The following is a 14,694-nucleotide window of genomic DNA, read 5'->3' as shown; positions in this document are numbered from 1 at the left end:
TCGATTCGTTTTAGGATCGAAAGCAGGGTTTCCCGTCCAGCGCTGATCTCTGACTCTGTCCGCTCCCGCCCGCATGAACGCCATCCAGCAATTTCACCACTTTTTCAACTGCTGCATTGGGGCTTGGCGCACAGAGCGCACCTACCATTACCTAGACCGTGGCGAGGTGGAGCGCTCCCGCACCGAGTTCACCATTCGCACTCTCACCCCTGAGCTCAAGCACAAGGTGCTCGCCGACAACAACTACCCCAACCACAACGTGGATGGTTTTTTGGGCTTTCACTTGGCTTTTGAGACCGTTTCCGAAACGGGGGAGGAGGCCGGGCAAGAGCTGAACATGCTGTTTGTCCCTCGGCAGGAAACCCCCCTGGGGCTGCAGGGAGACTACCTGCGGGATCGGGCCTACGAGGAAGATCGCCCGATGGTGGCGACTTTCCGGTTTGATCCCGGATCCCTGCAACTGGTGATGACCACCACCTACACTCGTGTGGTTGCTGTAGATACCATCACTCTACTGAATCCGCGCCTGCGCCTGCGGCAGATCCTTACCTACCAACGTCCCCCTCAGGGTCAGCCTTTGCAGGAGCTGTTGCTGGTGGGGTTTGGGGTAGAACAGAAGCTGACCTAGCCTGCGGATCCTGAGCATGACGCTTCCCGAAGACTTGAGATTGTCTCAGCACTTGGCTCTGATCCAGTTGAGGTTCGAGCGAGGACAATACCGGCAGGCGCTAGAGGAGGTTAAGCAGGCCCAAAGCCGCTATCCGCAGTCGGGTAAGCTACGGCTCTGGCAGGCCCTGGCCCAAGAAGCCCTTGGCGAAACGCAGGAGGCCATCCTGTTGGCCCAAACCTTGCTGCGCAACCCAGATCCAGAAGTCGCCCAGCAGGCTCGCTATGTCTTGGGTATCTGGCAAGCCCCTCGTCTGCGGCGTCCAGCGGAGTGGTTGAGCGAAATTCCCGATCTCAGCCGGCTGGAGGAAGCTGATCCCCCAGAGTACCGCTTGGCCTATGGGCGCTCCCAACGCAAAGGCCCTTCCCCAAGATCTGGGGATCCCCTCAGCCGCCGGGCAGCGGATCCCCCGTTGGACACTAAGCCCCTCATCTGGGTGTTGATCGGGATCCTCTCGACCCTGCTGGCCGTGATGGCTTGGCTGCCCTAGAGGGGGGTATAACCCTCGCCGCTGCTGGGTTAGTGGGGAGATACTGGGAGTAGAGGAAACGATAGGTCTAGCTCAGGGGAGCGGATCTGCGTCCAGGGATCCCAAAGGCTCCTCGACAATGGGGGCGGAAAGCGGAGGTTTAAAGTGGCTACACAAACATTGGTGATGGATGCAGTGGAGCAGTTGGGCCTGCGGGTCACGCTGGGAGATATTGCATCCGGCACGGGCTTGGCTCTACACGAGGCCAAACAAGAGCTGCTGAATTTGGCCCAAAAGGCGGAGGGGCATCTCCAGGTTTCCCGGCAGGGGGAGATTACCTATGTTTTCCCGCCGGATTTTCGCAGCATTCTCAAGCGCAAGGAGCAGCAGGATCGGCTAGCAGCCCTGCGGCGCAAACTGTGGGGGGGCTTCCTCTATGGGCTGCGCATCTCCTTCGGCATTCTGCTGGTGGTGTCGATTGTCTTGATTGTCCTAGCGTTGATTGCCTTGCAGATGGCCAGCAGCCGCGAGCAGGACAATCGCAGCCGGTCGCGGGGGATAGGGTTTTACTACTTCCCCAATCTTTGGATCGGCAACCCCTTCTGGGATCCCTATCCCTACTATGGCAGCTACTCCGGTCGGACGCGCCCCCGCCAGCCGCAAAAATCCGAGCTGAACTTCCTGGAAGCGGTGTACAGCTTCCTCTTTGGGGACGGGGATCCCAATGCCAACCTGGAGGAGGAGCGCTATGCCCTCATTGGCCAACTGATTCGTGCCAATGGGGGGGTGATCGCAGCGGAACAGGTGTTGCCCTATCTGGATGTGGAGCCGGGATCCCCGGCCTTGGAATACGAAGATTACATGCTGCCCATTTTGCTCAAGTTCGACGGTCAGCCGGAGGTCAGCGAGGACGGGGACATTGTCTACCGCTTTCCGGAACTGCAGGTGGCCGCCTCAGAGCGCAAGCCCAAGGGGATCCCCGAAGTGTTGCAGGAGAAACCTTGGGTGTTCAGCCGGGCCACGCCTGGTCAACTGACCCTGGCAGGAGGCTTGGGAGTTCTCAATTTCTTTCTGGCCGCCATTCTCTATGGGGCACGGGAGGAGGTGGCAGCGGCAGCCGGCAGCAATGCTTTTTTGGCCTTCATCTACCCGTTGATCGGCTTCCTCTTCCTCTACGGCACGCTGTTTTTGGCGGTGCCCGCCGTTCGCTGGCTAGCCTTGCAAATCCGTAACCAGGGAGTGGAGCGTCGCAATCGTGTCCGGCAGCTTTGGCGAGAGCATCTGCAACATCCCACAGAGGCGCTGCTGCGCAAACTCAACTTTGCCCGCCGCTTCCGCCGTCAAGAAGTTGTGCCAGAGTCGGACACCATTTACTCAACCGACCGGGATTTGATCGAGCAGCGGGACTACCGTCTGGACGATCCGGTGTTCCGCCAGCTTTTGGAATCCAAAGCTCAGCAGGATCGCCCCGAAACCGAACAAGTGCGCCAGCAGCGTCCGCTCTAGAAAGGGCATGGCCGTTGGGCAAACTCCCGGTCTGCCGTTTGAGCTGAGACCCATTCGAGTTTCTTGCCCAGCCGGAGAATCCGGCGCTTGGGTTTGCTTGGACTTTTTTCTCCCCCGGAGAACTCACAGCAACCACTCCGAGACCCGCTCCCCCACCTTCTGCAAATCCAGAGGAATGGCCACCGCCTTGCCCATACGGGGTCTCTGACGGGTGGCTTCGATTTCCCGACGCACCGCTTCCCACACCCCCCAAGCCTGCAAATGGGCCAGCACGTTCTCCAAGTGGGCCAGATACTCCGCCTCGCTCAAGGGAAAGGAGGGCTGCTCCAGATAGCGCCACATCACCAGCAACACCACCTTCTGCTGGATACGCCGCAGCTGCACGTCGTAGGAATAGCCCCACTTCTCGCGCAACAAAGCTTGAAAGTCGGATCCCTTCATCAGACTTGTCTGAGGCTGGCTTGGATCTGGCTCCAATCGCGCTGGGTGGGCCGCTCACCTTGGGAAGGAAGGCCACGGCCTCTTACAGTGTTACATTTCTTAACGATATTGGCCAGAGGGGTCGGTTAGGATGATGTCGCTTGTCAACGAACGTTAAAACTTCTCAGGTCTGCATTTGCCATTATGACGGAAGCGGTTAGCAACTTTGAAGCGCCCCCCATGAGCCGGCGGGTTCTTCTCAATGCCCTGCTCAGCGGCTCTGTGGGAGTCGTGGTGGTGGGCGCCCTCTACCCGGTGGTGAAGTACTTTATCCCGCCCTCTGCCGGTGGAGGGGGGGAAGGCCTCATCGCTCAGGACGCCCTCGGCAAGCCCATCAGCGTCAGTGAACTGTTGGCCACCCATGCTGCCACGGACCGGGTGCTGGCCCAAGGTTTGAAAGGGGATCCCACCTACATCGTGATCGACAACGGGGCGGTGGCCAACTATGGCCTCAACGCGGTTTGTACCCACCTCGGTTGCGTGGTGCCCTGGAATGTGGGGGAAAACTTGTTTAAGTGCCCTTGCCACGGATCCCAGTATGCGGCCAATGGCAAGGTGATCCGGGGACCGGCTCCCCGCTCGCTGGAGCTGGTGAGCGCCACTGTGGATGGCGACAACGTCCGCTTCAGCCCTTGGCAAGGCCCCGATTTCCGGGAAACCTAAAGGGCAAGGGATCCCGCTGGCTGTGCCGGCTTTTGCCGAACGATTTGGGGCAAATTGTCGAGATGGCTGTTTCAAGACTGTGTCCTAAACCTGTGATGGAAATTCATTCTGAGCTGAGAGTTATGAAGCGAATCTGCTTGGCCTTCTGTGGGCTGCTGCTGTTGCTGGGGATGGGGGCACGTCCGGCGGCAGCCTACCCCTATTACGCCCAGATGGCCTACGACAACCCCCGCGAGGCGACTGGAAAAATTGTCTGTGCCAACTGCCACCTGAACGCCATGCCCACTCGCGCCGAGGTGCCCCAGGCCGTCACCCCCGGCCAGGTGTTCACCATCAAAGTTGGGATCCCTTATGACCTGAGCAAGCAGCAGGTGCTGGCAGACGGCAGCAAGGGTGGGTTGAATGTGGGCGCGGTGGTGGTCTTGCCGGAGGGCTTCCGTTTAGCCACCGAAGCCGAGATGACCGAGGAACAACGGCAAGAAACTGCCGAGACCTACATCACCCCCTACAGTGACGCGAAGCCCAACATCCTCCTGGTCGGGCCTTTGCCGGGCGAGCAGCATCAAGAAATCGTCTTTCCAGTGGTGGCCCCTGACCCGAAAGAGGATCCCTCGGTGGCCTTCATGAAGTATCGCGTTTACATTGGGGCCAACCGGGGTCGCGGTCAGCTCAACCCCGACGGCAGCCTCAGCAACAACAACGTCTTCCGCGCTCCGGCCACCGGGCGTCTGGTCAACATTGCCACCCTCGACTCCGATATCAGCGATCTACCGGCTGAATTGGCCAGCCTGGTGCCCCCGGAATACGAGCTGCCGGGCACGAGAGTTCTCAGCTTCGAGACCGAAAGCGGGATCCAAAACCTGGTGGTGCCGCCTGGGCCGGAACTGGTGGTTGCTGTTGGAGACAGCGTCAAAGAAGGGGATCCCGTCACCAACAATCCCAATGTGGGCGGCTTTGGCCAGGTGGAGCGGGATCTGGTGCTGCAAAGCCCGGAGCGGGTGAAATGGCTGGTGGCCTTCCTGGCAGCCATTACCATTACCCAGGTGCTGTTGGTGCTGAAGAAAAAGCAGGTGGAGCTCATTCAAGCCGCCGAAATCCTCGGCTAGCTCAAGCTCTTTCCTAGCCTGCACCTCGGAGGTATCCGAGGTGTTTTTTGTTCTGTAGGGCTGATAGCAGTCGTGGTTTTTATTACCATCTATTTCAACTGCTCGCCCTAGCGGGCCGGAGGCCTTGTTCCCTGCCGCTAGCACCCTAGTCGACAACGGTTCTAAGGCAGCCTCAGCTCTCCTCTGATCACCAGCACCGCTTGCCCAGCAATCTCCACGCGAGAGCCGAGATCGCGACACCAGAGCTCCCCGCCGCGGCTGGATAGCTGGTGGGCCTGTAACTCAGAGCGACCCAGGCGTTTGGCCCAATAGGGCATCAAAAGACACTGGGCGGATCCCGTCACCGGATCCTCCGGGATCCCCAGCCGAGGGGCAAAAACGCGGCAGACAAAATCCGGCCCATTCCCCAGAGCCGCCCCAGAGGCTGTGACGATCAACCCCGGAACGGGGAGTGCTTGAACCTGGGCCAGATCCGGTTGCACCTGCTGCACCTGTCCCGCCGAAGCCAGCACCGCCACCCCCATACCCCCGCGGTACAGCTCCACAGGTGGGATCCCCAAAGCCGCTGCCACCTGCTCCTTGGCTTCTGGCCAAGGTTCCGGAGTTTGAGCAGGAAAATCCATGGCCAGGCGATCCCCTTGCCGCCGCACCTGCAACAGGCCACTGCGGGTGGAAAAGGCTACCCTCTCCGCCTCAGGATGCACCTCGGTGAACAGCACATAGGCGCTGGCCAAGGTGGCGTGGCCACAGAGATCCACCTCCGTCGTCGGCGTAAACCAGCGCAGCCCATAGTGGGGAACCTCGCCCTGGGATCCCTGGGGAAGTAAAAAAGCCGTCTCCGATACATTGTTCTCCGCCGCAATGGCTTGCATCAGCGCCTCTGGCAACTCCTGGGGCAGCAGACACACCGCTGCCGGATTGCCGCCGAAAGGCACTGCCGTAAACGCATCCACCTGAAACAACGGGATCCACACCTTCTCAACCAAGCCCAACTCAGGTCATGATCCCACACCGGCACCAAAAGTAGGGGGATCCGCACCCCGACCGCACCTGCCAAAAGCGGGATCCCACCGACAGAGGCTATTGTCAGGCCAGAAAGTTGGCTGATAAACTAGCACTCGTAAGTCGAGAGTGCTAAGTCGCTTCCCTTCGGGGAAGTGGAACTAATGGAAATGAAAACTTCAGCTTCGTGCTTTAGGATCACGGAGGACATTCGTCATGGCTGCAGTAGCTCTTAACGTCTCTACCCTGAAGCCGCTGGGCGACCGCGTGCTGGTCAAAATCGCTCAGCAGGACGAGAAAACCGCAGGTGGGATCTTCTTGCCGGACACTGCCAAGGAAAAGCCCCAGGTGGGGGAAGTGGTTGCTGTTGGCCCTGGCAAGCGCAACGACGAGGGCAAGCTGATCCCGATGGAACTGAAAGCCGGCGACAAAGTGCTCTACTCCAAGTATGCCGGAACCGAAGTCAAGCTGGGCAGCGATGAATATGTGCTGTTGGCCGAGCGGGACATTCTCGCCATTGTTCAGTAATGGTCAGTGATTCAGCAGCAGTTCAACGAACGATTGAATCCTTGAGACTCTGTTTCACCCTTACCTGCATTTGCATCGGAGAGGTTGACTATGGCCAAATCAATCATCTTCAGTGAAGAAGCCCGTCGCGCTCTAGAGCACGGCATGGATATCTTGGCAGAAGCCGTAGCCGTTACCCTGGGCCCCAAAGGGCGCAACGTCGTGCTGGAGAAGAAGTTTGGCGCCCCCCAAATCATCAACGATGGGGTAACCATTGCCAAAGAAATCGAGCTGGAAGATCACATTGAGAACACAGGCGTTTCCTTGATCCGGCAGGCGGCTTCCAAGACCAATGACACGGCTGGAGATGGCACCACCACGGCCACGGTCTTGGCCCACGCCATGGTGAAGGAAGGTCTGAAAAACGTGGCTGCCGGCGCCAACCCGATTGCCCTGAAGCGAGGGATCGACAAGGCGGTGAAGTTTTTGGTAGACAAAATCGCCGAACATGCCCGCCCGGTCGAAGATTCCAAAGCCATTGCCCAGGTGGCGGCCATTTCCGCCGGTAACGATGAAGAAGTGGGCCGTATGATTGCCGAGGCCATGGACAAGGTGGGCCGCGAAGGGGTGATCTCCCTGGAAGAAGGCAAGTCCATGACCACCGAGCTGGAAGTGACGGAAGGGATGCGCTTCGACAAGGGCTACATCTCCCCTTACTTCGTCACCGATACCGAGCGGATGGAAGCGGTTCTGGAAAACCCCTACATCCTCATCACTGATAAGAAGATCACCCTGGTGCAAGACCTGGTACCGGTTCTGGAGCAGGTGGCTCGCGCCGGTCGTCCCCTGCTGATCATCGCCGAAGACATCGAGAAAGAAGCGCTGGCTACCCTGGTGGTGAACAAGCTGCGGGGTGTGCTGAGCGTGGTAGCGGTAAAAGCCCCTGGCTTCGGGGATCGCCGCAAGGCTATGTTGGAAGACATTGCCATCCTGACCGGTGGTGAGGTGATCAGCGAAGAGCGCGGCCTGAAGCTGGAGAACGCTCGCCTCGATTCCTTCGGCACTGCCCGTCGCGTCACGGTAACCAAAGACAATACCACCATCGTGGCGGAAGGCAACGAAGCGGCCGTGAAAGCTCGTTGCGAGCAAATTCGCCGTCAAATTGAGGAAACCGACTCCACCTACGACAAAGAAAAACTGCAAGAGCGCCTGGCCAAGCTCTCCGGCGGTGTGGCAGTGATCAAAGTGGGCGCGGCCACCGAAACCGAGATGAAAGACCGCAAGTTGCGCCTGGAAGATGCCATCAACGCCACCAAAGCGGCGGTAGAAGAAGGGATCGTTCCCGGCGGCGGCACCACCTTGGCACACCTGATCCCGGTGGTGACTGAGTGGGCGCAAGCCAACCTGTCCGGCGATGAACTGGTGGGGGCCAACCTGGTCGCCCGCGCTCTGGGTGCTCCGCTGCGCCGCATTGCTGAGAACGCCGGCCAAAACGGCTCCATTGTGCTGGAGCGGGTGAAAGATAAGCCCTTCAACACCGGCTACGATGCTCAGAACGACGCCTTCGTGGATATGTTCGAGGCGGGCATTGTAGACCCGGCCAAGGTTACCCGTTCTGCCCTGCAAAACGCTGCTTCCATTGCGGGGATGGTGCTGACCACTGAAGCGATCGTGGTGGACAAGCCGGAGCCCAAGACCAACACACCGGCAAGCAGCGGCAGCGGCATGAGTGACTACGACTACTAATCCGTTGACCGCCACAGCGAGGTGGATCCCTGAGGCTCACCGAAGAGCCCATGGGCACTTCGCTTCCTGGCCAGGCATCTTGGATGAATCTTTCGGGATCCCCTGGTGGGATCCCTTTTCTTGTGGATTTTCATCAAGACGCAGGCAATCCGGCGGGATCATTCCCAACGACCGTGAGACAGCAGCGAAACTGTTTGTGATGCTGATCCCTAACCCCTTTTCTCAGAGGGAGAGGGTCTGGGGGTGAGGGCGCTAGAGCCATGCAATCGGGAACTGCCTCAAACTGGTTTTTTGATAACGACTCTGATTCTGTCCAACTTGAAGAGAAGGGGAAGGCGGTGTGGCTCAGTTGATCTGCATTGGCCTGGATCTGGCCTGGTCAACCCGCAACCCTTCCGGTCTGGCCACGCTGCGAGTCCAGCTCGGGGATCCCGGCAGGCAGAACTTGACAGGCTATCTGGTCGATAGCCGCATTCTCCAGACGGATGAGGAGATCCTGGACTATATTCAAGCTCAGGCGGGCGAAGATCCCTGCTTGGTGGCGGTGGATGCGCCCTTGCGGGTTCCCAACCTCACAGGACAACGGCGGGCCGAGGCCGAACTGAACCGGGTGTTTCGCGCCTATGCAGCCGGGGCCCACCCAGCCAACCGCCGGCTTCTAGAAAAAAACGGCCAGGTGAGAGGGGAAGCCTTGGTGCAGGCTCTCTCGCGCTATGGTTTTGGGGAGCAGGCCAACATCGAGCGAGGAAAGCTTACCCGCCAAGTGACCGAGGTCTTCCCCCACAGCGCCTTGGTCAGCCTCTTTGGCCTCAGCCGCACCCTGAAATACAAGGCTCGCCCCCGACGCACCTGGCCAGAACGGCAACAAGCTTGGCAACTTTACCAGCATCATCTGCGCTCTCTGGCTGCCGCTGACCCGGCTCTCCAGGGCCACGAGGAGCTGCTTCAAGTGGAGGTGGGATCCCTCAAGGGCCGTCGACTCAAAAACTACGAAGATCAGGTGGATGCGTTGATGTGTGCCTACATCGCCCTCTACGGGTTCCGTTGGGGATCCGAGCGCTGCCGCAGTTTCGGCACCCTGCAAGAAGGGCACATTTTCACGCCCCTGCCCCCTCGAACCTTTGGGGCGGATTGAGACCCGCTCCGGGATCGCAGGTGGAAATCCCAACCAGAAGAACAAAACTCTCGCTAGCCTTGGATCCCTCCTTGGCGGCATGATAAAAGCAAGGGATCCGCAGAACAGGGGAAAAATGGACGTGCAACTGGGCCGCAATCGGCAGGCAAGACGCGCTTACGGGCTGGATGAAATCGCGCTGGCCCCAGGCAGACGAACGCTGGATCCCAGCCTGGTGGACACCCACTTCACTCTGGGAGGGATCCAACGGCAAATCCCCATCATCGCCAGCGCCATGGATGGCGTGGTGGATGTGCGAATGGCCATTTTGCTCTCGGAGCTGGGAGCTTTCGGGGTGTTGAACCTGGATGGCATCCAAACCCGCTACGCCGATCCCGATGAGGTTTTGGCTCAGATCGCGTCGGTGGGCAAAGACGAGTTTGTGCCCCTAATGCAGCGCCTCTACAGCGAGCCGGTGAAGCCAGAGCTAATCCAAGAACGCATCCGCCAGATTAAAGCCTCCGGTGCCATTGCCGCCGCTAGCTGCGTGCCCGCCCACGCCGCCCAATACGGCCCCCTGGTGGCGGAAGCCGGGGGGGATCTGTTTTTCGTCCAGGCCACGGTGGTTTCGGTGCACCACAAGGTTCCCGAAGGCATGGAACTGCTGGATCTGGCCCGATTTTGCCGGTCGATGCCCATTCCTGTTGTGGTGGGCAACTGCGTTACCTACGATGTCGCTCTGGAGCTGATGCAGGCCGGAGCTGCCGGCGTCTTGGTGGGGATCGGCCCTGGCGCTGCCTGTACCTCCCGCGGCGTGTTGGGGGTGGGGGTACCACAGGCTACGGCCATCGCCGACTGTGCCGCTGCACGGGAGCAGTTTTTGGCGGAAACCGGCGCCTACGTTCCCATCATTGCCGATGGCGGATTGGTGACCGGCGGCGATATTTGCAAGGCCATCGCCTGTGGAGCGGACGCAGTGATGATCGGATCCCCCTTGGCCCGCGCCCATGAAGCCCCCGGTCGCGGCTTTCACTGGGGCATGGCCACCCCCAGCCCCATCTTGCCCCGCGGCACCCGCATCCGCGTGGGATCCACCGGCACCCTAGAAGAAATCTTGCGCGGCCCCGCCCGCCTGGACGACGGCACCCACAACCTCTGGGGTGCTCTGCGCACTAGCATGGCCACCCTGGGGGCTGCCAATCTCCGAGAAATGCAGCAGGTGGAGATCTGCATTGCCCCTTCCCTGCTCACAGAGGGGAAGGTGTACCAGAGGGCGCAAAGCCTGGGCATGGGGAAATAGTCCTTTGGGAATGCTAAACTCGGTGGACTGGGATCCCTCGGGGGCGGTTAGCTCAGCGGTAGAGCGCCTGCCTTACAAGCAGGATGTCACTGGTTCGAGTCCGGTACCGCCCATCCCCACCGGAGCTTGCAGCTTGAGAGCTCTGTCTCAGTTTGAGATACACCCGCTAGCCAGAGCCGGATCCCTGAGGTAGAGTAGTGGATATCGAGCCTCGATCATCTACCGCAGTTGGGTCTCGCATTGAGTCTTGCCCAGAAAGTGTGTAAAGTGGTAGACGATGTGGACTTCGGCTGTATCATGTCTTCCCAGAGTCCGCGATTGCCAGGCTCGTTGTTGAGGTAGGCAGTTTGTCGCTTCTATGAGGACATCCCTACAGCCAAAAAGGTGTGAGGAAAAGAACAAGGAGAGAAACATGCCCGCGAAACACGCGAACTACTGGAAAACGCTGCTGGCCGGCACTCTGGGTGCAGCAGCGATCCTGACCCCTGGAGTGGCTTATGCCCAAGCTACCGGGCCGGTCACCTCCATCTCTGAGCTTTCGGATGTGCAGCCCACCGACTGGGCCTTCCAAGCCCTGCAATCCTTGGTGGAGCGCTACGGTTGTATTGCCGGCTACCCTGACCGCACCTTCCGCGGCAACCGGGCTATGACTCGCTTTGAGTTTGCCGCCGGTATGAACGCCTGCTTGGATCGCATCAATGAGTTGATTGCAGCCGGTTTGGCCGATAAAGTCTCCAAGGAAGACTTGGCCACGCTGCAGCGCTTGCAAGAGGAATTTGCTGCTGAGCTGGCAGCCCTGCGCGGGCGGGTGGATGCGGCGGAAGCCGAGATCAACGATCTGAAAGGGAAAATCTTTAACCCAGTCACCAAGCTTAACGCCCAGGTGATCACCGCAATTCTTGGCAGCGCCCTTACAGAAGACCGGGTCGTGCGAGGGAGAGTGGTAGCCGAGCAGAATCAGGCGAACATGACTCTTCCCTATCGGGTACGCTTGAACTTCGATGCTTCTTTTGTGGGTCGCGATCGCCTGCGCATTCGTCTCCAAGCTCGCGATGCGGTAACCACCTTCTTTGAGGGTGACCCAGGCGTTGGCTTCCAAGGAGGCGCGGGCGGTACCTTTACTCTTGCCCAGCTGGTTTATCAATTTCCTGCTTTTAACCGCGCTGCTACTATCTACACGGGCATTACGGGTACGGGAGTGTCGAGCGTTCTGCAGTACAGCACGCCCTTTGATGCTCTGTCGGACTTTGCCGATGCTCCCAACTCTACGGCAGATGTGCCCAGCGGAACCCTATTTGGTTTTCGCTACCGTTTGAGCGACCAGTTTCGTTTAGCCTACGCCTACAGCACCAGAAGAGGTCAAGCTCTGGGGAGAGGCTTTGGCGATAGTGGCTTAACAGGTGATGATAGCGCTCACACCGTCGAGCTGGGCTTCTTGCCAACCAAGGGCTTGGAGTTTTACCTTCAGTTTGCTTCCACCTACCTGCAGCAGGCGAACGACGGCCCCACCTTCCTGGCCACGGGTAAAAGTCTCTTCCGTGGACCGGTAAGAGGAAGAGGAACGCAGGTCAATGTCTCTGCACGGGTGAATGCTTTTACGTTCGCAGCCAACTGGGAGATCAGCCCTCGCATTACCTTGTCTGGCTGGTTTACGGCTGGCAATGTGGATTACAACCTGCCCAATGTGGTACCGGCTGGTGCTGTTGATCCGGGAGAGGAAGACTTTAACGGTCTCCTCCTTGGCTTTGTTTTCCCCGACCTCTTCGTGGAGGGTGCCAAAGGCGGGATTGTATTTGGGCAGCCAATCGTGACCACAGACAACGACGGAGTGTGGGATACTCGCCCCTTCGTTGTGGACGTCTACTACAGCTTCCCGGTCAACGAGTACATTACTCTAACGCCTGCTGCCTACTTTGTGAGCAACCCCAATGGCGGCAGACCCGGAGACAACGACCCAACCATTGGCGTGGGGGCTTTGCGAGCTGTGTTTACTTTCTAGTTCCTAGCTCCTCACGCTTACAGCCAAATTGCCAGGCAGGGATCCACCGTAGTGGATCCCTTCATTGAATAAGAATAATCAACTCCTCTGTGGGGATAAGGATGCTGGCATTGAAGAGCTTGAGGTTGAGCTTAAGACGAGGCCATGGGCTACAAAAAGCGCACTGCGTGAGATCTGCCCAGGTCTTTGCCACAGGCTCGGTGTAGGTGTGAGAATGGCGGGAACAGATACCCATGTCTTGGCCACAGATGTGGGGACACCGCATTAACTGTAGGGCAGGCCGGACAGCAAGAGGATGTGGACTTCGGCTGTATCATAATCTCCACATCATGTCTTCACCGAAGTCCGCAGTTGCCAGACTTGTTCTTGAGTTAGGCAATTGGTTACCTCTAGAAGACATCCCTACAGCCAAAAAGGTGTGAGGAAAAGAACAAGGAGACAAACATGCCCGCGAAACACGCGAACTACTGGAAAACGCTGCTGGCCGGCACTCTGGGTGCAGCAGCGATCCTGACCCCTGGAGTGGCTTATGCCCAAGCTACTGGGCCGGTCACCTCCATCTCTGAGCTTTCGGATGTGCAGCCCACCGACTGGGCCTTCCAAGCCCTGCAATCCTTGGTGGAGCGCTACGGTTGTATTGCCGGCTACCCTGACCGCACCTTCCGCGGCAACCGGGCTATGACTCGCTTTGAGTTTGCCGCCGGTATGAACGCCTGCTTGGATCGCATCAATGAGTTGATTGCAGCCGGTTTGGCCGACAAAGTCTCCAAGGAAGACTTGGCCACTCTGCAGCGCTTGCAAGAGGAATTTGCTGCTGAGCTGGCAGCCCTGCGCGGGCGGGTGGATGCCCTGGAAGCCGATGTTACTGATTTGAAAGGGAAGGTCTTCAACCCGGTTACCAAGTTGAATGCCCAAGTCATCGCCGCTGTTGTAGGCAGCGCTCTCACGGAAGACAGAGTTGTTGATGGGAAGGTAGTAGCAGAGCAAAACCAAGCCAACATGACTCTTCCCTATCGGGTACGCTTGAACTTCGATGCTTCTTTTGTGGGTCGCGATCGCCTGCGCATTCGTCTCCAAGCTCGCGATGCTGTGACTGAGTTCTTTGATGGGGATCCCGGCCTTGAGTTTGGCGGCCGTGGCGGCGGCACTTTCACCCTGGCCAAGCTGATCTACCAATTCCCAGCTTTCAACCGAGCAGCCACCATCTACACGGGTATCGTTGGCTCAGGTGTGTTCGATGTATTCAACTACAGCACACCCTTCGAAGCTCTCTCCGACTTTGCTGATGCTCCCAACTCCACGGCGGACGTGCCAGGTGGAGCTCTGTTTGGCTTCCGCTACCGACTCTCGGATCAACTACGCTTGGCCTACAGCTACAGCACCAGGAACGCTCAAGCTTTGGGCAAGGGCTTCGGCGACAGCGGTATAACCGGTAGCGACAGTGCCCACGCGGTAGAGCTGGGCTTCCTGCCGAATGAAAATCTAGAGATTTACCTGCAGTTTGCCAGTACCTATCTGCAGACGGCAAACGATGGCCCTGAGTTCTTGGCCAACGGTACAGCTCTTTTCCGTGGCCCTCTGAGAGTAACCAATGTGTCCACCTCTGCACGGGTGAACGCCTTTTCTGTGGCTGCCAACTGGGAGATTACCCCGCGGATTATTGCGTCTGGCTGGTTTACGGCGGGCAACGTTGACTATAACCTGCCCAACGTGGTACCGGCGGGCACCATCGATCCGGGCGACGAAGACTTCAACGGCTGGCTGTTTGGCTTTGCCTTCCCAGATCTGTTCATTGAGGGTGCTCAAGGGGGTGTGGTTTTTGGCCAGCCAATTGTGACCACCAAAAATGAAGGAGTTTGGGATACCCGCCCGTTCATTGTGGATGTTTACTACAGCTTCCCGGTGAACGAGTACCTCACCCTTACCCCGGCAGCCTACTTTGTGAGCAACCCCAATGGTGCTCTACCTGGGGACAACGACCCAACCATTGGTGTGGGCGCTCTGCGGGCAGTGTTTACCTTCTAACCCCTTGCTGTCCTGCCTAGGTTAAAAACAACTTAGGGATCCGCCACTGCGGATCCCTTTTTTATAGCAAGTCTCCCAAGCCTTGCCCTTGCACCGAAATACATCGAGTT

Annotated in this window: 13 protein-coding genes and 1 tRNA gene; 12 read left to right on the top strand and 2 right to left on the bottom strand. The window is 58.7% G+C overall.

Annotated features, from left to right (window positions below):
• Positions 1-73: 73 nt before the first annotated feature.
• The 3 genes from ACVWY9_RS01095 (at position 74) to ACVWY9_RS01085 (ending at position 2,642) form a co-directional block, all read left to right on the top strand.
• On the top strand, positions 74-628 hold the full coding sequence (locus ACVWY9_RS01095; protein WP_457387252.1) for a phycobiliprotein lyase: 555 nt from the start codon (positions 74-76) through the stop codon (positions 626-628).
• Between the two features lie 16 nt (positions 629-644).
• The gene (locus ACVWY9_RS01090; protein WP_457385195.1) at positions 645-1,157 is read left to right on the top strand and encodes a hypothetical protein; all 513 of its coding nucleotides are present in this window, start codon (positions 645-647) and stop codon (positions 1,155-1,157) included.
• Positions 1,158-1,301: 144 nt separating this feature from the next.
• The gene (locus ACVWY9_RS01085; RefSeq protein ID WP_457387251.1) at positions 1,302-2,642 is read left to right on the top strand and encodes a hypothetical protein; all 1,341 of its coding nucleotides are present in this window, start codon (positions 1,302-1,304) and stop codon (positions 2,640-2,642) included.
• Positions 2,643-2,765: 123 nt separating this feature from the next.
• Here the strand turns inward: ACVWY9_RS01085 and ACVWY9_RS01080 are convergent, their stop codons facing one another.
• Complete coding sequence (locus tag ACVWY9_RS01080) at positions 2,766-3,083, bottom strand: DUF3067 family protein (RefSeq protein WP_011433229.1); 318 nt, start codon at positions 3,081-3,083, stop codon at positions 2,766-2,768.
• Between the two features lie 183 nt (positions 3,084-3,266).
• On the opposite strand from ACVWY9_RS01080, the gene ACVWY9_RS01075 reads away from it, so the two are divergent.
• Both ACVWY9_RS01075 and ACVWY9_RS01070 read left to right on the top strand, forming a co-directional pair.
• Positions 3,267-3,785 (top strand): cytochrome b6-f complex iron-sulfur subunit, encoded by a 519-nt coding sequence (locus tag ACVWY9_RS01075; RefSeq protein WP_011433228.1) that lies wholly within the window; start codon positions 3,267-3,269, stop codon positions 3,783-3,785.
• A 122-nt stretch (positions 3,786-3,907) separates the two neighbouring features.
• Complete coding sequence (locus ACVWY9_RS01070) at positions 3,908-4,891, top strand: apocytochrome f (protein WP_457387250.1); 984 nt, start codon at positions 3,908-3,910, stop codon at positions 4,889-4,891.
• A gap of 161 nt (positions 4,892-5,052) precedes the next feature.
• On the opposite strand, the gene ACVWY9_RS01065 is transcribed toward ACVWY9_RS01070, so the two are convergent.
• A complete protein-coding gene (locus ACVWY9_RS01065) occupies positions 5,053-5,865 on the bottom strand; it encodes a PhzF family phenazine biosynthesis protein (protein WP_457387302.1) in 813 nt (270 codons plus the stop codon).
• Positions 5,866-6,109: 244 nt separating this feature from the next.
• Between ACVWY9_RS01065 and groES the strand changes: the two genes are divergently transcribed.
• The 7 genes from groES to ACVWY9_RS01030 all read left to right on the top strand — a co-directional run bounded on the left by groES (position 6,110) and on the right by ACVWY9_RS01030 (position 14,584).
• Positions 6,110-6,421: a co-chaperone GroES gene (groES, locus tag ACVWY9_RS01060; protein ID WP_011433225.1), complete on the top strand. Its 312-nt coding sequence runs from the start codon at positions 6,110-6,112 to the stop codon at positions 6,419-6,421.
• Positions 6,422-6,511: 90 nt separating this feature from the next.
• The gene (groL, locus tag ACVWY9_RS01055) at positions 6,512-8,146 is read left to right on the top strand and encodes a chaperonin GroEL (protein ID WP_011433224.1); all 1,635 of its coding nucleotides are present in this window, start codon (positions 6,512-6,514) and stop codon (positions 8,144-8,146) included.
• Between the two features lie 340 nt (positions 8,147-8,486).
• The gene (locus ACVWY9_RS01050) at positions 8,487-9,281 is read left to right on the top strand and encodes a DUF429 domain-containing protein (RefSeq protein WP_457387249.1); all 795 of its coding nucleotides are present in this window, start codon (positions 8,487-8,489) and stop codon (positions 9,279-9,281) included.
• A gap of 115 nt (positions 9,282-9,396) precedes the next feature.
• Positions 9,397-10,560, top strand: a complete 1,164-nt coding sequence (locus ACVWY9_RS01045; protein WP_457387248.1) for a GuaB3 family IMP dehydrogenase-related protein — start codon at positions 9,397-9,399, stop codon at positions 10,558-10,560.
• A 41-nt stretch (positions 10,561-10,601) separates the two neighbouring features.
• Positions 10,602-10,673: transfer RNA gene (locus ACVWY9_RS01040), tRNA-Val, on the top strand.
• A 299-nt stretch (positions 10,674-10,972) separates the two neighbouring features.
• Entirely contained in the window at positions 10,973-12,559 is a 1,587-nt protein-coding gene (locus ACVWY9_RS01035) for an iron uptake porin (protein WP_457387247.1), read from the top strand.
• Positions 12,560-13,003: 444 nt separating this feature from the next.
• Positions 13,004-14,584, top strand: coding sequence for an iron uptake porin (locus tag ACVWY9_RS01030; protein ID WP_457387246.1), 1,581 nt, complete (start codon positions 13,004-13,006; stop codon positions 14,582-14,584).
• The last annotated feature ends 110 nt before the right edge of the window (positions 14,585-14,694 follow it).

Source organism: Thermostichus sp. OS-CIW-31, assembly GCF_054060305.1.
This window is presented reverse-complemented; position numbering and strand designations above follow the sequence as displayed.

Excerpts from the sequence above, each read along its gene's own strand:
- ACVWY9_RS01095 (WP_457387252.1), top strand. The coding sequence starts at position 74 with ATGAACGCCATCCAGCAATTTCACCACTTTTTCAACTGCTGCATTGGG.
- ACVWY9_RS01030 (WP_457387246.1), top strand. The coding sequence starts at position 13,004 with ATGCCCGCGAAACACGCGAACTACTGGAAAACGCTGCTGGCCGGCACT.
- ACVWY9_RS01045 (WP_457387248.1), top strand. The coding sequence starts at position 9,397 with ATGGACGTGCAACTGGGCCGCAATCGGCAGGCAAGACGCGCTTACGGG.
- ACVWY9_RS01080 (WP_011433229.1), bottom strand. The coding sequence starts at position 3,083 with ATGAAGGGATCCGACTTTCAAGCTTTGTTGCGCGAGAAGTGGGGCTAT.
- ACVWY9_RS01090 (WP_457385195.1), top strand. The coding sequence starts at position 645 with ATGACGCTTCCCGAAGACTTGAGATTGTCTCAGCACTTGGCTCTGATC.
- groL (WP_011433224.1), top strand. The coding sequence starts at position 6,512 with ATGGCCAAATCAATCATCTTCAGTGAAGAAGCCCGTCGCGCTCTAGAG.
- ACVWY9_RS01070 (WP_457387250.1), top strand. The coding sequence starts at position 3,908 with ATGAAGCGAATCTGCTTGGCCTTCTGTGGGCTGCTGCTGTTGCTGGGG.
- ACVWY9_RS01035 (WP_457387247.1), top strand. The coding sequence starts at position 10,973 with ATGCCCGCGAAACACGCGAACTACTGGAAAACGCTGCTGGCCGGCACT.
- groES (WP_011433225.1), top strand. The coding sequence starts at position 6,110 with ATGGCTGCAGTAGCTCTTAACGTCTCTACCCTGAAGCCGCTGGGCGAC.
- ACVWY9_RS01075 (WP_011433228.1), top strand. The coding sequence starts at position 3,267 with ATGACGGAAGCGGTTAGCAACTTTGAAGCGCCCCCCATGAGCCGGCGG.